The sequence below is a fragment of the Muriicola soli genome (assembly GCF_004139715.1).
GTDB classification, from domain to species: Bacteria; Bacteroidota; Bacteroidia; order Flavobacteriales; family Flavobacteriaceae; genus Muriicola; species Muriicola soli.
Genome location: NZ_CP035544.1, coordinates 2113099 through 2133491, shown reverse-complemented (window position 1 = coordinate 2133491; position 20393 = coordinate 2113099). Strand labels below are relative to the sequence as shown.

Genomic DNA, 20393 nt, shown 5'->3' with positions numbered 1-20393 from the left:
CAGAATACCGACCTTTACAAAAAACAATTTATGGATCTCAATTTAGCCGTATTGATAGACGGAGATAACATTCCTTCAGCCTACGTCAAGGAAATGATGGAAGAGATTGCCAAATACGGCAATCCTACCATTAAAAGGATTTATGGGGACTGGACCAATCCACGACTGGGTAAATGGAAAAACGTTTTGCTGGAGAATGCCATCACACCCATTCAGCAATACGGGTATACTGCAGGGAAAAATGCCACAGATTCAGCAATGATCATCGATGCTATGGATATTTTGTATTCCGGTAAGGTCAATGGATTTTGTTTGGTGAGCAGCGACAGTGATTTTACCCGTTTGGCTACGCGACTACGGGAGGCGGGAATGCTGGTATTTGGGATAGGAGAGAAAAAAACACCTAGTCCGTTTATCGTAGCCTGTGATAAATTTATCTATATCGAGATCCTGAAAAAACAATCTGAGGAAAACACGGTCGACACTGAAGGAAGCAAGTCCGGGAAAAAGAGCGGCGTAGACAAGATTACACGCAAAGACATACAGCTTGTTATGGATACGGTTGACGATGTGGCCGACGATGAAGGTTGGGCTTTTCTTGGGGACGTGGGAAGCCTGTTACAGAAAAAACAGCCCAATTTTGATTCCAGGAATTACGGCTATCAAAAGCTCACCCCACTGATCAGCGCCTTGGGCGAATTCGAAATCGAACGACGTGAAGATGCCAAAGGAAGAAAGAAACTGATCTATGTGAAGATCAAAGAGGAAAAAGGCAGGGGCTCTAGAAAATAACCCGGTCATAAAACTACACTTTCTGATTTGCCTGATTTCACTATTTTTGGTCAGCTTTCAAAAAAATATGGACTTGAGTCCGTTTTAAATCATCCTAAAATGAAAAAATTACTTTTCGTCTCCTGCATTACAATCTTGGCGTCATGTGAGACTGCCGAACAGGCAGATTTACTCCTCATCAATGCTAAGGTTTATACGGTAAACGACTCATTTGAAACCACTGAGGCCCTTGCGGTAAGTGAGGGTAAAATTATTGCCGTTGGAACTACAGATGAAATACAAAATAAATACAAGGCCGATGAGGTGATAGATGCCGAAGGGAAAACGGTTGTCCCCGGTCTTATAGATGCCCATTGCCATTTCTATGGTCTCGGCCTGAATCAATTGAAGGTCGATTTAGTGGGAACTGGCAGTTATGAGGAAGTTGTAGAACGGGTAAAGGCTTTTCAGGAGCAAAACCCTTCTAATTTTATTCAGGGCCGGGGATGGGATCAAAACGACTGGGAAGAAAAGGAATTTCCCTCCAAGGAAGAACTGGATGTCCTTTTCCCCGATACTCCCGTGGCACTTGAAAGAGTAGACGGGCATGCATATTTGGTGAACCAGAAGGCTCTCGATCTCGCGGGAATAGTTGAATCTACGGTAGTTAAGGGTGGCGAAATCATCAAGCGCAATGGGAAAATCACCGGGGTGCTTGTTGACAATCCTATGGCAATGATTGACAAAATAGCTCCTCCACCGACTCTTGAAATGAATATTAAAGCCTTAAAGGACGCAGAAGAGATTTGTTTGGATTACGGCCTTACCACGGTGAACGATGCCGGACTAACGCGTGAAACTATAGAACTAATAGACAGCCTGCAACAAGCAGGAGAACTCTCCATTAGGGTATATGCCATGGTCAGTAATTCTCCGGATGACGTCAATTATTTCCTGGACAAGGGAATTATAAAAACAGATCAACTCAATGTTAGATCTGTAAAGGTTTATGGCGATGGAGCATTGGGCTCAAGGGGGGCAGCTTTACGAGAGCCCTATTCAGATCAGCCGGGTCATTTCGGAGCCATGGTTACCCCTATAGAAGATATTGAAGCCCTGGCTATGCAAATAGCAGCATCAGATTATCAAATGAATACACATGCTATAGGGGATTCCGCAAATATCGCAGTCTTGCGTGCCTACAAAAAGGCTTTGGAAGGCAAGGAAGACCGACGCTGGAAAATTGAACATGCCCAGGTAATTTCTATGGAGGATTTCGATTATTTTGAGGATGGTATCATCCCTTCTATACAGCCTACCCATGCTACGAGTGATATGTACTGGGCTAAAGATAGATTGGGACCTGGCAGGGTAAAGGGAGCTTACGCATTTAAAACCCTCTTAAACAAGGCAGGTACGGTGGCACTGGGAACCGACTTTCCGGTGGAACGGGTGAGTCCGTTCCTCACATTTTACGCGGCAGTAGCCAGAAAAGATACAGCCGGATACCCTGAAGGAGGCTTTCAGATGAAAGATGCCTTATCAAGGGAGGAAACACTCAGGGGAATGACCCTCTGGGCAGCGTATTCAAATTTTGAGGAAGACGAAAAGGGTAGTCTGGAAGTAGGCAAGGTTGCAGATTTTGTGATCCTTAGTGATGACATTATGAACGTTCCATTAGAGGCCATCCCTAATTTAAAAGCCGAACAGGTCTTTATCAACGGGGTTAAAAAGAAATAGAGGGATATAAAAAAAGCCGAAGTTATTGCTTCGGCTTTTATATTTTATTAGATGAGCTTACATCACAAAAGTGATAGGGACAGCAACACGGGTGGTTCCCCAACCCATAATTAGGTGTACGCCGTTATCAACTTCCTTAAAGGTCATAGAAAATGCTTCCAGCGAATCAGATCCTGAAGAGACCATACCTTTTACGCGTGCAACATCTCCGGATTCATCGTAGAAATAGGATCCCCACTGATTCAAATTTTTGTTGAGAATCACCGTCCACCCGTCTTCACCAGGAATAGTAAAAAGGGCATAAGTACCCGGATTAACTTTTTCCCCGCCAATAGTAGCTCCTTTGTAAAAAGTGATTTCGGCTGCTTCATTGGCGCCGGTTCTCCAAACTTTTCCGGCAGGAGCCAGATCACTTAGAGCCCGGTCCTTAAGTTGAGGTCTGCTGTAGATCACCCTGACCGCTTTGTCAGAATTTTTGTAATCGGAAGGATAGGAAGCCATATCCATTGGACTTTTATCCATTCCACTGAAATCTTGTGCCACGGCCTCACCCGAAAAAACAAGAGCACAGACCAGTAAAGCAAGTGTAAGTACATTTTTCATAAGTATCGATTTTTAGTTCCCTCAAAGCTAATGGCTTCAAGCGTCTAATTTTTATAAAGAGTCGTTAAAATTTAGGCTACTTACAAATTAAGAGCAAAGTAATCTATCAGAGATAAAAGGATGTTATTATTAACAAAAAACAGGTATAATACTTATAATATGTAATCAATAATTGTATTTATATTTGCTAATTAAAAGTATTGAATCATCTTTGTCTTATCTTATATTAAAGAAGAGTATTTATGTGTGGAATAGTTTGTGCCTTTGACATAAAGGAGAGTAGTGAGGTTTTACGGCCCCAATTATTGGAAATGTCCAAAAAAGTGAGGCACCGTGGCCCCGATTGGAGTGGTATTTATTCGGATGATAAGGCCATACTGGCACATGAGCGCCTTGCCATCGTTGACCCTGCATCGGGTAAGCAGCCTTTGCTCAGCCCGGATGGTAAAATGATCCTTGCTGCGAATGGCGAAATCTATAACCATCGCGAGCTGCGCAAACAATTTGAGGGAAATTACGCCTTCAGGACCGAATCAGATTGCGAGGTAATCCTTGCCCTTTATCAGAAAAAGGGTCCGGCTTTTCTCGATGAGATGAACGGTATCTTTGGATTTGCCATTTACGATTCCGTGAAAGACACCTATTTCGTAGCCAGAGACCATATGGGAATAATTCCGTTGTACATGGGATGGGACAAAAACGGTACATTCTACGTGGCTTCAGAGTTAAAGGCCTTGGAAGGGACCTGTACAAAAATTGAACTCTTCCCACCGGGGCATTACCTGCATTCCGATGATGGGGAATTAAAGCAATGGTATTCTCGTGATTGGATGGAATACGATGCCGTAAAAGATAATGAAACCAGTATTGAAGAGATACGCGATGCTCTGGAAGCGGCTGTGCACCGCCAGCTGATGTCTGACGTTCCTTATGGGGTGCTTTTGTCGGGCGGACTCGATTCTTCGGTCACTTCGGCCATAGCTAAGAAATTTGCACAAAAAAGGATTGAATCTGACGATACCACAGAAGCTTGGTGGCCTCAGCTGCACTCTTTTTCGGTAGGTCTTGACGGTTCTCCGGACCTTGCTGCGGCCAGAAAGGTTGCGGACCAGATCGGTACTGTTCACCACGAGATCAAATTTACGATACAGGAAGGGTTAGATGCCATAAAAGATGTGATTTACAACCTGGAAACTTATGATATTACTACGATTAGGGCTTCCACTCCTATGTACCTTATGGCCAGGGTGATCAAATCCATGGGGATTAAAATGGTCCTGTCCGGCGAAGGCGCTGATGAACTCTTTGGAGGCTATCTCTACTTCCACAAGGCCCCGAATGAAAAGGAATTCCACGAAGAAACGGTTAGAAAGCTGCAAAAGCTTCATATGTACGATTGTCTAAGGGCCAATAAATCATTGGCGGCCTGGGGAATAGAAGGAAGAGTGCCATTTCTCGACAAAGAATTTATGGATGTAGCCATGCGGATCAATCCAAAGGATAAAATGATCAACGGAGAACGCATGGAAAAGTGGGTAGTGCGCAAGGCCTTCGAATCTTACCTGCCTGAAAGTGTTGCCTGGAGACAGAAAGAACAATTTTCTGATGGAGTGGGTTATAGTTGGATAGACACCTTAAAGGAGGTAGTTGCAAAGGAAGTGAGTGACGAACAATTGGCGAATGCAAAATTCCGATTTCCTATCCAGACCCCTACCTCTAAAGAAGAGTTTTACTACCGGGCAATATTTGAGTCGCATTTTCCTTCTGATGCCGCTGCCCTCTGTGTACCTCAGGAGGCCTCTGTTGCCTGTAGCACGAAAACTGCTCTTGAATGGGATGAAGCTTTTAAGAATATGAACGATCCATCAGGCAGGGCCGTGGCTATGGTCCACGCAGACGCCTACGTAAAATAAACCAATCTTCAATTGATTAGATTTTTGACTGAATTTGCAGGAAGCACCCCGATGGGTGCTTCTTTGAGTTATACCCTTTTTTTTACAAAAAAACGAAAGTGAGTAAAACTGTGGCTGCGATAATCAGGGGCCCCAGAATGCCCAGGATCAGACCTCCGAACCTAAAATCCTTCTGCTCTAATTTTCCTGTACTATATGCAATGGCATTAGGAGGCGTTGATATTGGCAGGAATAAGGCCGTAGAGGCACAAAGGCCTATCACCAATGGCAAAACAATGGGGTTCTGATAGGTAAGAATGATCCCGAGGGGAATCAGGACCGTTGCGGCAGCGGTATTGCTCATTACATTTGAAAGAATGACGGTTAGAAAGGCGAAAAGCAATACCAGGATATAAAAGTTGAGTTTAAATTTTGCAATCTTTTCCACGTAAAAATCCGCTAGTCCGGTTTCTTTGATAGCCAGTCCAAGGGCAAGGCCGCCTGCAACAAGCATAAGAGTGTCCCAAGGCAGCTTTCTGACGTCGTCTGCGGTTACTATTCCTGTCATAGTCAAAAGGATAATGGGAAGCAAAGAGACCACAGAAGCAGGGATGCCATGTAATTTCTCAGTAAGCCACAATAAGAGGGTAAGCGACAATACCCCGATCACAATTCGTTTTTTAATCTTTTCAAATCGGTAGGATTCACTATCGGGCATTGCCGTATCTGCCTCGATGGTAATCTCAATGGTCTTGAGTTTCGGAATATATTTTTTGGAGAGTAGGTACCAAAAAAGTACCGTTAGGATCAATGCCAGAGGGAAACCGATCATCATCCATTCCAGAAAGCCAATATCGATCCCGTGATTATTGAGTGCTTCGATAGCTATGGCATTTGGAGGTGAGCCGATGAGTGTCCCCATCCCTCCGATAGTTGCTGCCCCTGCAATCCCGATTAATATAGCTTTAGACATAGGCGCTGTCTTTTCAATGGTATTCAGGAAGGGCAGTACGGAAGCGATCATCATGGCCGTGGTGGCCGTATTAGACATGATCATTGAAAATAGTGCTGTGGTGAGCATTAAACCCAGGAGAACACTTTTGGGCGAAGTTCCCATCCTGGAAACACTCATCCTGAACACTACCTTGTCTAGCTGGGTCTTACTCATAGCTTCCGCGATAAAAAAACCTCCGAGCATCAGCCAGATCACGCTACTCGACCACGAATTGATGTAGCCGATATAATGTTCTTTTACATTCTCCGGATCTACATTGGAATAATGACTATTCATGGCAAAGATGAGGAACCCGAATACCAAAAGACCAACCGCAAAAGGAGGAATGGCTTCAGTCACCCATAGTCCGATTGCCAAAAAAAGTAGGAAAAGAACATAGATCTGGGCCTGATCCAGACTCGGTTCGTACATGGAATAGGTAAGGCCAAAGGATATGATGATGCAGAGCAGGAAATAAATGACTCTGCTTTGTACATCGACGACCTTTTGGATGTGTGACATCAGTTTCAGAGAAACACCTCTGGAATCGCTCATGATAGGTAGTATTAATTCGGGAGTAAAATTAGTCTGATATACAGGAAAAAAACCTAATAATTATCATATTAAATTAAAATTGTAGGCCAGGCCTGAAATCACCTTAAATTGTTGTTAAAATGTTAATAACTTCACAGCTTCCACTGCTCGCAATCCCTATATTTCACGGGCATTTCTTTATATTTGTAGGATTGTAAATTTTCAGACAGTCCCGGGGGTTTTAAAAAGGATAAATCCATCAGATTTTTGAAACTTTTTGGATTGTTTTTTGCGTTAGTGCAAAAAGGTTCCGAAGGGACCTGAATTTCAGTGAAACTTTAATCGATTTTATGAGCGAAGAAAAGAAAAACAAGTATTCAGCCGATAGTATTCAGGCTCTTGAAGGCATCGAACATGTTAGAATGCGTCCTTCAATGTATATTGGGGATGTCGGTGTCAGAGGGCTGCATCACCTGGTTTACGAGGTGGTAGATAACTCTATTGACGAGGCTATGGGTGGCCACTGTGATACCATCAGTGTATTTATAAACGAAGACAATTCGGTATCCGTAAGGGATAACGGACGGGGGATTCCTGTCGACTTGCATAAAAAAGAAGGTGTTTCTGCCCTTGAGGTGGTAATGACTAAGATCGGGGCCGGAGGTAAATTTGACAAGGATTCTTACAAAGTCTCTGGTGGCCTGCACGGTGTAGGGGTCTCTGTAGTAAATGCGCTTTCCAATACACTTAAAGCCACAGTTTTTCGCGATGGAAAGATTTGGGAGCAGGAATACGAAAGGGGTAAGGCACTCTACCCGGTAAAAAGTACTGGTACTACAAAAGAACGCGGAACGGAAGTTACCTTTCATCCAGATGAAAAGATCTTCTCTCAAACAATTGAATTCAGCTATGAGACGCTCTCAAACAGGATGCGTGAACTGGCCTACCTGAATAAGGGTATCACCATTACGATTACAGACAGAAGAGAGAAGGACAAGGACGGCGAATTTGTTTCTGAGGTATTTCATTCTAAAGAAGGCCTCAAAGAATTTATCCGCTTTCTGGATGGGAATCGCGAGTCTCTGATTCAGAATATCATCGCGATGGAAGGGGAAAAGAATGACATCCCGGTAGAAGTGGCAATGGTTTACAATACAGGATATACCGAAAACCTTCATTCCTATGTCAACAATATTAATACCCACGAAGGGGGTACTCATTTATCCGGTTTCAGACGAGGTCTTACCACGACATTAAAAAAGTATGCGGATGCCTCCGGGATGCTGGATAAACTCAAGTTTGAGATACAGGGGGATGACTTCCGCGAAGGACTCACAGCTATTGTTTCCGTTAAAGTTGCCGAACCTCAGTTTGAAGGACAAACCAAGACAAAGCTAGGGAACAGGGAAGTTTCTTCAGCGGTTAGTCAGGCCGTATCTGAAATGCTGACCAATTACCTGGAAGAAAATCCCGACGATGCCAAAATAATAGTACAAAAGGTGATTTTGGCAGCCCAGGCGAGACATGCGGCTTCAAAAGCCCGGGAAATGGTTCAGCGAAAGAACGTAATGTCCGGTGGGGGATTACCGGGGAAACTATCAGATTGCTCCGAACAGGATCCCACAAAATGCGAAGTATTCCTGGTGGAGGGAGATTCTGCGGGAGGAACGGCCAAAGCAGGCAGGGACCGTAATTTTCAGGCGATATTGCCTCTTAGGGGTAAGATCCTGAATGTTGAAAAAGCCATGCAACACAAGGTTTTTGAAAACGAGGAAATAAAAAATATTTACACTGCACTGGGCGTTACTATTGGAACCGAAGAAGACAGCAAGGCTCTGAATTTGGAAAAACTTCGTTACCATAAGGTCATCATCATGTGTGATGCGGATGTCGATGGAAGTCACATCGAAACCCTAATTCTCACCTTCTTTTTCCGTTACATGCGTGAATTGATTGAAGCAGGGCACGTTTACATTGCCACTCCTCCGCTTTATCTCGTGAAAAAAGGAAGTAAGAAGAATTACGCCTGGAACGATAAGGAAAGGGATGAAATAGCTGAGAGCTATAAAGGTGGAGTAAGCATACAGAGATACAAAGGTCTCGGGGAGATGAATGCGGAACAGCTTTGGGATACAACTATGGATCCGGGGTACAGGACGCTTAGGCAAGTGACCATTGACAACGCAACCGAGTCTGACAGAATCTTTTCCATGCTTATGGGAGACGAGGTACCTCCAAGAAGGGAGTTTATCGAGAAAAATGCGGTTTATGCCAACATTGATGCATAAAAAATAGCATTACACAACAAAAACTCGTGCTGCAGGCACGAGTTTTTTAGTTTTAGACAAAATTTAATCGATATGAAAAATCTATTGTTTGCAATTATGGGGTTTTGTGTTCTGGCAGTTCAGGCACAATCCGATGCCAACGACCTTTTTGCGGCCGGGGTAGAGGATGCGGAGACCTTTATGAACGACTATCTCGCTCCTGTTTCTGAAGGAGCTATCTACAGCGTTGCCGGATCCTGGTTCAATACAGGTGACGCCAAGCCCTTAGGAGGCTTTGAAGTTTCCATAATCGGGAACATTACCGGATTCAAGAACAAAGAAGACAAAAAGACTTTTATACTCAATACTGCCGACTATCAGAATTTGCAGTTTGTGGATGGAAGCACTACGAAAACTGTTTCTTCTGCCCTTGGCGATATTGAGGGAGTAAGGGTTTTTGTTGAAGCTGAGGTTGCACCCGGTGTAACTTCCAGGGAAGAATTTGACCTTCCTTCCGGTTTGGCGGCTGAAGACATCAATTTTATTCCCTCCGGATTTATCCAGGGAAGTGTTGGGCTCATCAAGGGCACAGAGATCAAAGCGCGATTTTTGCCAAAGATCGACACCGATGATGTTGCTATTAGTCTTATCGGAGTTGGGATTCAGCATGAATTTACCAAGCACTTACCGGCTGATAAAATATTGCCTATTGCTATATCCGGGGTAATCGGGTATACAAATATCAAGGGTACATATGATTTTACCGACACAAGTATCATTGCTGGATCTGATCAAAGGATCGATGCTAAGATCAATACCTGGGTTTTTCAGGCGGTAGTTTCTACAAAGCTTCCGATAATAAATTTTTACGGTAGTTTGGGTTATCTTTCAGGGAAATCTGAAACAGCCGTCCTAGGTACTTACGATGTGCAGTCTGGTCCTTTCCAGGAAACCTACACAGATCCATTTACTTTAAACAAGGATGCGAGCGGAGTTACTGCGAATGTAGGGACAAAAATCAAGCTGGGCTTTTTCCGGTTACATGCAGATTATACCTTAGCTGAATTTAATAATTTTTCTTTCGGACTTAGCTTTGGCTTCAGGTAGGAATAGACCTATTTCAATAAAAAAACAGCCTTCCAAACGGAAGGCTGTTTTCAATTTAAGGGGATAAATAAAGCAGGGTAATATTTTATTCTCTCAAGGCAAGGACGTTCCCTTGAATATCTTCTAAAACCGTTCCTTCATCAGATTTTTTCATGCTTACCTGATGTGCAGGCATATCCGTACCGGGATATGAAATGGTATAAATACCTTGATCAAGAGACCAGCTAAAGTCGGTTTTAACTGATAATTGATTTCCGTCGTACGAATGATATCGCCCTAAATAAACATCATTAAAAATCCATTCCTGCCGATTTGTTTGTCTTCCGGTTTCGGAGTTATCAGCAAATTCAATTTTCGACCATATTCCGATTATGGGATCGTTGTTCTCAGGGATTCGGGTACAATTACTCACCGAGATAATGGTGACAATAGCCATGAGGGAAAAAAGCTTTTTCAAAATGTAGGTTTTTAGATTTGGGATCTGTTGCAGGAATCTAACGACCTAAAGTCAGCCTGTATTGCCATTTTTCGATGAACAGCACCTTCAATAGCCATAATTTCGATAAACGTCACGTTAGGCGAGCAATAAAGGCCATTGTTATTTTCTAATAATATTTCTCCACCATCCTAAATATTACTCGTTCCCAGAGGATCTGGTACATCATAATTTCCTATTTTTGCTACTCTTTTAGTCGTTGAATAAGTCAGGTAAAACAGACCGTTCACGGCTAATGACAATTGAAGATAACAAGCTAAAAAACACAAATATGAAAATTACAGTTGTGGGCGCCGGTGCAGTAGGAGCGAGTTGCGCAGAGTACATTGCCATTAAAGATTTTGCTTCAGAAGTAGTACTTCTCGATATCAAGGAAGGATATGCGGAAGGAAAAGCCATGGACCTGATGCAAACTGCTTCCCTCAATGGTTTCGACACTAAAATTTCCGGGACTACCGGTGATTACTCAAAAACTGCAGGTAGTGATATTGCCGTGATTACTTCTGGGATTCCCAGAAAGCCCGGAATGACCAGGGAAGAATTGATCGGGATCAACGCAGGTATTGTTAAGACCGTAGCTACAAACCTGGTCGAACATTCGCCCAATGTAATTTTAATCGTGGTAAGTAACCCAATGGACACTATGACGTATCTGGTGCACAAGGTCACAGGATTACCAAAAGAACGTATCATAGGGATGGGAGGAGCCCTGGATAGTGCCAGATTCAAATACAGACTGGCTGAAGCCCTTGAAGCTCCTATTTCTGATGTAGATGGAATGGTTATAGGGGGTCATAGCGATACCGGAATGGTACCTTTGGCAAGACATGCCAGCAGGAACAGTGTAAAGGTATCCGAGTTTCTTTCAGATGACCGACTGGCCCAAGTAGTGGAAGACACAAAGGTTGGGGGTGCTACCCTGACGAAATTATTGGGAACCAGTGCATGGTACGCGCCCGGTGCAGCCGTTTCCGGATTAGTACAGGCTATCGCCTGTGATTTAAAAAAACTCTTTCCTTGTTCAACTATGCTTAACGGCGAATACGACCTCGATGATATTTGCATTGGGGTACCTGTTATTCTTGGAAAAAACGGGATTGAGAAGATCGTAAACATCGATCTTAACCAGGCGGAGAAAGACAAAATGCAGGCAAGTGCCGAAGGTGTTCGGAAAACCAACGGTCTGCTGCAGTTTTAAGTTAAAGTAGTCAATTCATAAGAAAGCGTTCCTCTGCGGAGCGCTTTTTTTATGGATTTTTCCGAGCTGATTTAACAGATATCCCATGGTCGTTTTTAGCCTATAAATCACTTAAATATATTGTCAGTTCCTCTTGGAAATGATATATTTGCACGCTATTTACGGATACCATCAATTAATTCAAAACTCAGATGCAGAATAAAGGACTGATTAAGCTTTTTGCTTTTTTGTTCGGGATTGTAAGTATATACCAACTTTCTTACACTTTCATTACAAGTAAATTAGAGGATGAGGCAGAAGCTTTTGCCGCCGCCAAAATTCCTTCGACTTTAGATGACTATGTCGCAGAGCGTGAAGCTTTGGAAGCCAGATATCTAGATTCCATTGGAGATAATCCGGTACTGGGATTCACCAGTTACAAGGATGCTAAAAAGAAGGAACTCAATAAGGGTCTCGACTTAAAAGGGGGCATCAATGTTACCCTTCAGATCTCGGTTAAGGACATCCTTAAAGGTTTGGCTGATAATACCAAAAACCCTGTTTTTAACAAGGCATTGGCCGATGCTGACCTCGCATCAAAAAATAGTGACGATACTTACCTCAATTTATTCTTTGAAGCTTTTGAAAATATCAAAGGGGATACAAAACTCGCATCTCCGGACATTTTTGCCAATAAAGCACTGAGTGATGAGATCAATTTCCAGATGTCTGACGATCAGGTAAAGCCGATTATCAGAAGAAAAATTGACGAGTCGATAGTCTCTGCCTTTGAAGTACTTCGGGAACGAATAGACGGATTTGGTGTCACCCAGCCAAATATTCAACGGGAAGGAACTTCCGGACGAATCCTTGTAGAACTGCCCGGAGCAAGGGATATCGCAAGGGCCCAGGATCTACTTTCGAGTACGGCTCAACTCGAATTCTGGGAGACTTATGAGCCCGGGAATCAAAGTCTTATCAACTTTTTTATCCAGGCAAATGAGAATTTAAAAACCATGGTGGAGGATACCTCAGAGGACCAGGTAAAGGAGGCTTCTGAGATTGATACACTGCTTTCGGATGTGGCCCAGGATTCTCTGGACCTTACCGCAGAACGCAATCCGCTTTTTGAGAAATTACAATTAAACGGTCCTGGCTTTGCTATTGGGGTGGCCGCGGTAAAGGATACGGCTGAGATAGGATCCTGGTTGCGTATGCCTGAGATCAGAAGGCTGCTGCCATCAGAAGTACAATTCACCAAGTTTTTATGGGAACGCCCATCTCAGGATTCTGAGGTTGCTTCCTTATTCGCCTTGAAATCGAACAGAGATGCACTGCCGAGGATAAGCGGGGATGTTGTTAGTGATGCCAGAGACCAGTTCGACCAGTTTAACCGTCCTGCAGTAGGGATGGATATGAACGTTCGCGGTGCCAAAGAATGGGAAAAACTCACCAATGAGGCTAACCTGAATAATACAGGGATAGCTATAGTACTGGATAATAAGGTTTACACAGCACCGGGGGTATCACAGGTAGGAGGAATTTCCGGAGGAAGTTCTGAAATTACCGGAACTTTTACCGTCAATGAAACCAAGGATATCGCCAACGTTCTTAGGGCAGGTAAACTACCGGCTTCAGCGGAAATCATCGATTCGTTTGTCGTAGGGCCGTCTCTTGGACAGGAAGCTATAGACAGCGGATTTACATCCTTCCTTATTGCAATGATCTTCGTCTTGGTCTGGATGTTGTTCTATTATGGTAAAGCCGGAATTTTTGCCGATATCGCCCTGGTATTTAACATTGTACTTATTTTTGGTGTTCTGGCCAGTTTGGGAGCGGTACTCACGCTACCCGGAATAGCTGGTATAGTGTTGACCATCGGGATGTCTGTGGATGCTAACGTACTGATCTTTGAGAGGATCAAGGAAGAAGTACAGAAAGGAAAAGGAAAAGGACAGGCCATTAACGACGGATTCAACAATGCCCTTTCGTCTATCCTCGATGCAAATATTACAACGGGCTTAACAGCATTGATTTTATTGGTATTTGGATCAGGACCCATTAAAGGTTTTGCGACAACTTTGATCATCGGTATCCTTACCTCTTTGTTTACGGCTATTTTTATCACCAGATTATTGGTGGATTGGTACATCTCAGGAAAGGGGAGATCACTTACTTTCTCAACGGTCATCACAAAGAATTTGTTCACTAATATGAACATTAATTTCCTGAGCAAAAGGAAGTTTGCCTATATTATCTCGGGGATCATTGTGATCTCAGGAATTGTTTCTTTAAGCACACGTGGCTTAGACCAAGGGGTAGATTTTGTGGGGGGACGGAATTACCAGATCCGATTTGTAGACCCTGTAAGCCCTTCTGAAATCACCACTGACCTTTCAGCAGCTCTGGGAAGTGCAAGTGCCAAGACTTTTGGAGATGCCAACCAGATTATGGTTACCACCAAGTATAAAGTTGATGTGCAAGGAACGGAAGTAGACGACGAGATCTTAGGTATTTTGTTCACCTCTTTGCAAAAGTACCTCCCGGACGGTGCCTCTTATGAAGATTTTATTCCCGGCGGAACCAATGAGGAAATCGGGGTGATGAAGTACAGGAAAGTGGGTCCAACCATAGCTGATGATATTAAGAAAAATGCGGTTTGGGCAGTTTTCGGTTCCCTCGCCGTAGTCTTTCTCTATATCCTCTTGCGATTCCGAAAATGGCAATTCTCCCTGGGTGCGGTTGCTGCGGTATTTCATGATGTACTTATTGTTCTGGGCGTCTTTTCTTTCTTCAGCCCGTATATGCCCTTTAGTATGGAAATCGACCAGGCGTTTATCGCTGCCATTCTTACGGTGATTGGTTATTCCCTCAACGATACGGTTGTGGTATTTGACCGAATTAGGGAGATTGTAAATGAAAAGGGATTCAATGCAGGAATTAATATCAATGAAGCTCTCAACAGTACTTTGAGCAGGACATTGAATACCTCTTTAACCACATTGGTGGTGCTGTTGTCTATCTTTATATTTGGTGGAGAGACTCTGAGAGGCTTTATGTTCGCGATGATCGTGGGTATTATTGTAGGTACGTATTCCTCTTTATTTATCGCTACACCGGTGATGTTCGACACCTTAAAAAATAAGATTACAAAAAAGAACTAATAGAATTACGAACTAAAAAAAAGCCGCTGTAAAGCGGCTTTTTTTATTTACTCCAGGAGCCATTTTATGGCCGCCCGTTTTTTATCAAATAATTTCATTTCGTAGCCGTACTGTATCATTGCGGTTTCGATGAACATCAACCGCAGGAATCTCTCCTTGTCTTCTACCACAAGGGCGAGTTTATAGCTGTGGTCCCAACCTAATTTGCCGGCATTCTCAACAAGATTAAAAGAGGTGTCTATTTGGTAAACCCCTTCAAAGTGAGAAACGGCCAGGACTTTTTTACGGTTTTCCTTTTTACAAAGGTCGAGGATTTTGGACCATCGTTGCAGGGCTTCAGCCTTTTCAACTGATGGCAGTATGGTTCCATACATTGTGATCTCAATATATTCGGGGTAGACTGTATGTTCTATTTTGTTTGGCATCAGTCGAACAACCATTTTTTAGCCTCTCTCTTGCTTAAGAAGAGCTTCATTTCATACCCTAGATTGTTCATCACGGTTTCGGTGAAAGAGAGGTGCTGGTATTGTTCTTCATTTTTAACCACAATGGATAATTTATAGTCTGGTTGCCACCCATAGGTGGAGGCGGTATCAACTAAATTGAATTTTGAACTGGTGGAATGCCTTCCTTCCAAATCCATAAAAACTAATATAAGATTTCGTTCTTTAACCTTACACAGTTGAGCCACTTCAGACCAGCGTTCCATAGCTTCCTTTAATTCTTTCCCGGGAACTATGTTTCCCTTAATATGAACTTCAAGGTATTTGGGCAGAACCCGGTGGTCTAAGGTATAGGGCATTTTTGAACGAAATTTCTTTAAAATAGTAAAATAAGAGATTACGACAAAATATTCCCAATTGATCCCTTTTTTGTAGGAACCAATTCCATAATAGATGAGGGTTTAAGTCCGGGCTCCATTCTGTGTGAAACAAAAACAATAGCCGTATTGCTTTCGCTGCCAAGTTTGTTGACGAGATGTACCACTAATTTTGCAGCCCTGTCGTCCAGGTCGGCTGTCGGTTCGTCAAGAATGAGCAATAGCGGTTGCTTAATCATTGCCCTGGCACACATTACTAACCTTTGACGGCCTTTGCTCAATTCGTGAAAATATTTATCCTTGTGATCCTCTAAACCGAGTAAGCTGAGCCAGGCCTTTGCCAGGCTTTTCTGTTGTTCAGTGGGGCGGGTGTAAAGTCCGATAGAATCTACCAAACCTGAGATCAGCATATGTTCAAGGGTGTGATACCCCCTGAAACTGTCCGTAAGGGCCGGCGTGATATAACCTATATTTTTTTTAATATCCCAAACACTTTCGCCGCTCCCTTTTTTCTGGCCGAAGAGTAAAATGTCTTGTCCGTAGGCCTTTGGACTGTCTCCGGTGATTAAGGATAATAATGTGGTCTTTCCACTGCCATTGGCTCCCCTTAATTCCCAAAAATCTCCCACGGAGATTTTCCATGAGATTTTCTGAAGCACGACCTTGTCCCGGAAGGCGACAGAAACATTATTAAATTCAACTAAAGTGTCGAGATTATAGATATGCTTTTGCGCAGAAGCCGGTAAGTTGCCCGGGAAGTATTCTTTTGCTTCTTTATCAGCATTTGTATTTTCATGAACTTCTGATATTATCTTTAGTTTCTGGCCTTCCCATGATGCATACTTCTCAATAAAAGGTAGCAAATCGGCTTTACGACTCAGGATCTGTATCAGAATCGTGGACTCTTGAAGCTCCTTGATTTTACTTAGAAATTCATCACGCGCAGACGGGTCGAGATTATCAAAAGGATTATTGAGAATGATAAAGTTGGGTTGTTGAGATAAAATATAGGAGAAAAGTGCTTTCTTCCGCTCACCGCTAGACATGGACTGAAGGCTCTGGGAATGATTCCTGCTCAGTATCTTCCGATCGTGTTTGCGCTCTTCCTCCATCCATTTTTGAATTTCAGAGGTAGAGAATAGGGCTCCCTTTTTTTCTTGAAGGAATTTAAAATTTTCAGGTAGGGGTCCGTTGAGCAACTGGTCTAACAGGCCGCTAAGCGGGGTGGAGTTTTCCGTAAATATGGCCCAATGATTCGGTTTCATAGGATGAAGATAGGATGATGGTCCCTAAATGCAAATATAGGACTTCACCTAAAGGAATGAGGCTAGATGGCAAGTGCGTTGAGTGTTCTTTACATTAAAGGTTTAAAAATCCACTCTGAATACTGCATTAGGGGTAAAGCCTAATGAATTTTGGGAAAAGGCGTTAGCCTCGTCCATAGAGTTAGCCCTGAAGTAACGGCTGACGGTATTTTCACGATTGAGCAAATTCCAGAGAGAGAACCCAATCTGCGCTCTGGTCCCGGGCCCATTACACAAGGCGTAAAGGGCAGACAGATCCACTCGCATATAATCTGAAAAGCGGGTAGAATTAGTGCCTTGAAAATTGACTGTATTATTGATGACGGGTTCTTGATTATCGGGCAGTGTAGTAGGCTTTCCCGTTCTCCAATTCCATCCGGTGGCAAGGCGGAGACGATTGGTTTCGTAAGTCAAACCAAGGGTAAGTGCATGAGTGATATCGTAATTACTGGGAAATTCCTGCTCGGGGAGGGTTTGAAAATTATAGTCGGCATTCAATTGGGAATAACTTAACCAGGTGGTCAGATTTTTAAGTTGTTTTCGCAGCAGAAGATCCAGGCCGCTTGCAGTGTAACTGCCAATGGCGCTAGTGAATTCATATTGGTTTTGGAATCCCTGGCTTTGAGTAGTAATGTTGTCAACCTCCTTGTAAAATCCAGCTGCCTTGATTAACCAGCCCGACCTGTTAAAACTTAGGCCCACTGATCCCTGTTTACTTGTAATCACTGGAATATCTTCATCATTTGACAATTGCCAGCGGCGTTTTTCGATCCCTAAAAAATCGTTTTGGAAATTGACGATCTGAGAGGTGTTTTGGTGTTTGAATTCTCCCAGAAGTTCTACATTGAATCCATGACCTATCCTCTGATTAAAGCTCAGTCGCGGCTCCACCAAATGGCGCTGTAACTTACTGAGGTAATTGTATCTCAGTCCGATTCTAGCAACGGATGCTCGATTCTCTGAAGAATATGCCAGGGCGGTGAATCCGCTGTGAACTCTCAATACATTCCCTTCAAGGCGCCTGAAGACCGGATCATCCACATCATCGAGATTGGTGACTTTTGTTTCAGTGAACATATAACCCAAAGACCACTGTAGCCTGTCATCAACACTAAGGTTAGTGTTTAGTCGTGCTGCGGTCTCAGACACTGTATTTTCCTGTAAAAAACGCTGGTTGTTTAGGATGTTGGCATTGATCGCCTGTAGTTTGTAATCGGTATTGTAGACTTGTAATTCAGTATCCACCTTGTCATTCCACCGGCGCTTGTAATTGAGTCCGGCCGCAAGCGTACCTTGTTCAAGGCTACTTTCCCTGGTCTCAGTGTCATTACCGATCTCAGCATTTTCGTTAAAAATGAGACCGTTTTTTGCATAAATAAAGTTAAGACGAAGCTGATCTGAATCGGAAATCTGCCAGAGCCATCTCAGGGAAGTATCGTAGAAGTCGAAACTCTGATCTGAATTAACTACGTTTATCACATTGTTCTCCACTTCTGTGTCCTGAGATATTCGCGAAAAGTATTCGCTATAGGTGGGACTCTCAACGAAGTCGTTGATCGCTTTTCTGGCTGCGATCTGAATAGAGGAGTTTTTCCCCAGCGGGGTATCAACAAACCCACTTACATCGATAAAGTTCCCACTTAGAGAACCCGAAAAATCTTGATTAAGTTTATCCTCGCTTTCCAGGGAAATTGTACCTGAAACCCCGTCCGTTAAAGAGGAAGGAGTACCGTTTGTTCGCAGGGATACTTTCTGAGTGATCATGGGGTTGAACATAGAGATCAGACCGAAAAAATGACCGGATTGATACATCTTAATACCATCCCATAGAATGAGGTTTTGATCATTGGTACCTCCCCTAATATTGATCTCGGAAACGGTTTCGTTAACACTGTGGATCCCGGGAAAGGCCTGCACGGCTTGCAATACATCCGTATCTATAAGTCCGGGCAAAATACTGAAGCGGTTAAAATCGATGCTGTAGGAACCGTCATCGAGTTGGTCAATTCCCCGGATAAGGTAGTCATATAATACGATTTCTGCTAGTTTCAGTTGCTGGGAACGAAGGGCTATATTAAGGCATTCCCCTGCTTTATAATCACCTACCGGTCCTTCAAAACTTCTGTACCCCATAAAACGTACAGAGATCTGATCCTCACCTCCTTTGATTTTCAATTCAAAATAGCCCTTTTCGTCTGTTATCACGGCTTCTGCACCAGATTGAACGGTAGCATAGGCAAGGGGATTCTCAGTGGCCTCATCCGTTACGGTTCCGCAAAGGATTAGACTCGCAGGACGTATAGAGATAAATTTATTGGGTAATTCTGAGAATTGGAGGCCCGTCTCATCGGTTAGATAACGGAGTATCTCCTTTATTGTCAATCCGTCTCCTGGAGGCGCAAGTTCGATGTCTTCGATAGTAGCAGGGGCATAATTAAACCTATAGCCCGAGGTTTGGGTCACCTGCATGAGGATTTGTTCAAGGGGTACAGGGGTAGTGGTTTCCTGGGCATGAACCTGTAGGATTAGCCACAGAGCAGATAAACAGAGAAAGACGGTTTTTTTAATTCTCACGAGATTTCAGGGTCACCACCGTATTGTTATTAATTTGAAAGTCGAGATCTAGAGGTTCTGCTATGGAACGGAGGGCATTTTGAAGATCTCCGTGAACAAACCCACCTGTAAATGTCACATCACCCTTAATGTTAACCAGCTCAACCTTTATGCCGTACTGTCTTTGAAGTTCTTCGATCACTTCGCTTAGCGGAGCATTTTGAAATTCTGAGACATTATCTGTCCACGATGGTCTAACAGTGAAAGTTTTATTTAGCCGTAGTTTTCCATCTGTAAATTGCAATAGGTCCCCAACTCCGATTTCTTTTGTAAGTTGTCCGGAGACGACTTTTACCCTGCCCTCGTAACAGATCACTTCAAAAACGCTGTCTCGCTGTTTTACATTGAATTCTGTCCCTAAAACGGAAACCGTACCCAATTCGGTTATGACATCGAAACGGGATCCTTTGGCCACGTCAAAAAAGGCTTCTCCCTTAAGTCTAAGGGACCGTTCATTATCCCAATTATCGGGAGTATAGGCCATTTCGCTCATTGAATTTAAGACTACCAGGGAGGCATCGGGCAATTCTACCTTTGTTTGCTGTCCTGCAAGAGTTTCAACCCTTACCTCTGGTGTGAAAAACAAGAAATAGTAAAGAGCAATCCCCACTACAAAAACACTGGCGATTCTCAGAAGCCAGGGGTTGGGGTTTAACTTACGGACCGGAACTTCCTTTACAAACAGGCGTTGACGCAAGGATTCAAAATCACTGGCAGCCCCAAAGTTTGATGCTTTAAAGTGTGATGCATCTGCAACCAATTTCTCATAGAATGGAAACGCCTCAGTCTTCTCGAACGCTTTTTTTTCAGTATCCGAAAGGCTGTCGCTCAACCATTTCTCTAATAGGTTTTTCTCGTCCATAAATATTCCTCTTACCTATATAACAACTCAGTCATTAATATTCCTGATG

The 20393-nt window shown here is 43.3% G+C and carries 15 protein-coding genes; 7 read left to right on the top strand and 8 right to left on the bottom strand.

Going from position 1 to position 20393, the window contains the following annotated elements; all coding sequences use genetic code 11:
- Nucleotides 1-30: 30 nt before the first annotated feature.
- Nucleotides 31-792 carry an NYN domain-containing protein gene (locus EQY75_RS09690; RefSeq protein ID WP_129605402.1) on the top strand — a complete coding sequence of 254 codons (762 nt, stop codon included), beginning with the start codon at nucleotides 31-33 and terminating at the stop codon, nucleotides 790-792.
- A 99-nt stretch (nucleotides 793-891) separates the two neighbouring features.
- On the top strand, nucleotides 892-2511 hold the full coding sequence (locus EQY75_RS09685) for an amidohydrolase (RefSeq protein ID WP_129605400.1): 1620 nt from the start codon (nucleotides 892-894) through the stop codon (nucleotides 2509-2511).
- Between the two features lie 57 nt (nucleotides 2512-2568).
- Here EQY75_RS09685 and EQY75_RS09680 read toward each other — a convergent pair whose 3' ends face one another.
- Nucleotides 2569-3114: a DUF2911 domain-containing protein gene (locus tag EQY75_RS09680; RefSeq protein ID WP_129605398.1), complete on the bottom strand. Its 546-nt coding sequence runs from the start codon at nucleotides 3112-3114 to the stop codon at nucleotides 2569-2571.
- Nucleotides 3115-3356: 242 nt separating this feature from the next.
- Between EQY75_RS09680 and asnB the strand changes: the two genes are divergently transcribed.
- Nucleotides 3357-5027, top strand: coding sequence for an asparagine synthase B (asnB, locus tag EQY75_RS09675; protein WP_129605397.1), 1671 nt, complete (start codon nucleotides 3357-3359; stop codon nucleotides 5025-5027).
- Nucleotides 5028-5109: 82 nt separating this feature from the next.
- Here asnB and EQY75_RS09670 read toward each other — a convergent pair whose 3' ends face one another.
- Complete coding sequence (locus EQY75_RS09670) at nucleotides 5110-6555, bottom strand: SLC13 family permease (protein ID WP_129605395.1); 1446 nt, start codon at nucleotides 6553-6555, stop codon at nucleotides 5110-5112.
- A 329-nt stretch (nucleotides 6556-6884) separates the two neighbouring features.
- Here EQY75_RS09670 and gyrB point away from each other — a divergent pair, with 329 nt between their 5' ends.
- Both gyrB and EQY75_RS09660 read left to right on the top strand, forming a co-directional pair.
- Nucleotides 6885-8822 carry a DNA topoisomerase (ATP-hydrolyzing) subunit B gene (gene gyrB / locus EQY75_RS09665; RefSeq protein WP_129605394.1) on the top strand — a complete coding sequence of 646 codons (1938 nt, stop codon included), beginning with the start codon at nucleotides 6885-6887 and terminating at the stop codon, nucleotides 8820-8822.
- 72 nt (nucleotides 8823-8894) lie between these two features.
- Nucleotides 8895-9908, top strand: coding sequence for a DUF6588 family protein (locus tag EQY75_RS09660; protein ID WP_129605392.1), 1014 nt, complete (start codon nucleotides 8895-8897; stop codon nucleotides 9906-9908).
- 85 nt (nucleotides 9909-9993) lie between these two features.
- Here EQY75_RS09660 and EQY75_RS09655 read toward each other — a convergent pair whose 3' ends face one another.
- On the bottom strand, nucleotides 9994-10365 hold the full coding sequence (locus EQY75_RS09655) for a hypothetical protein (RefSeq protein ID WP_246019860.1): 372 nt from the start codon (nucleotides 10363-10365) through the stop codon (nucleotides 9994-9996).
- Between the two features lie 310 nt (nucleotides 10366-10675).
- Between EQY75_RS09655 and mdh the strand changes: the two genes are divergently transcribed.
- Both mdh and secDF read left to right on the top strand, forming a co-directional pair.
- Nucleotides 10676-11602 (top strand): malate dehydrogenase, encoded by a 927-nt coding sequence (gene mdh, locus EQY75_RS09650; RefSeq protein ID WP_129605391.1) that lies wholly within the window; start codon nucleotides 10676-10678, stop codon nucleotides 11600-11602.
- Nucleotides 11603-11793: 191 nt separating this feature from the next.
- Entirely contained in the window at nucleotides 11794-14745 is a 2952-nt protein-coding gene (gene secDF, locus EQY75_RS09645) for a protein translocase subunit SecDF (protein ID WP_129605389.1), read from the top strand.
- A 47-nt stretch (nucleotides 14746-14792) separates the two neighbouring features.
- Here the strand turns inward: secDF and EQY75_RS09640 are convergent, their stop codons facing one another.
- The 5 genes from EQY75_RS09640 to EQY75_RS09620 all read right to left on the bottom strand — a co-directional run bounded on the left by EQY75_RS09640 (nucleotide 14793) and on the right by EQY75_RS09620 (nucleotide 20344).
- Entirely contained in the window at nucleotides 14793-15170 is a 378-nt protein-coding gene (locus EQY75_RS09640) for a hypothetical protein (RefSeq protein ID WP_129605388.1), read from the bottom strand.
- Complete coding sequence (locus EQY75_RS09635; protein WP_129605387.1) at nucleotides 15170-15547, bottom strand: hypothetical protein; 378 nt, start codon at nucleotides 15545-15547, stop codon at nucleotides 15170-15172. The genes EQY75_RS09640 and EQY75_RS09635 overlap by 1 nt, the downstream gene beginning before the upstream one ends.
- Nucleotides 15548-15585: 38 nt before the next feature.
- Nucleotides 15586-16830, bottom strand: coding sequence for an ATP-binding cassette domain-containing protein (locus tag EQY75_RS09630; RefSeq protein ID WP_129605385.1), 1245 nt, complete (start codon nucleotides 16828-16830; stop codon nucleotides 15586-15588).
- Nucleotides 16831-16932: 102 nt separating this feature from the next.
- On the bottom strand, nucleotides 16933-19443 hold the full coding sequence (locus EQY75_RS09625; RefSeq protein ID WP_129605384.1) for a TonB-dependent receptor: 2511 nt from the start codon (nucleotides 19441-19443) through the stop codon (nucleotides 16933-16935).
- Entirely contained in the window at nucleotides 19433-20344 is a 912-nt protein-coding gene (locus tag EQY75_RS09620; RefSeq protein WP_129605383.1) for a FecR family protein, read from the bottom strand. Before EQY75_RS09620 ends, EQY75_RS09625 begins: the two co-directional genes overlap by 11 nt.
- Nucleotides 20345-20393 lie beyond the last annotated feature (49 nt).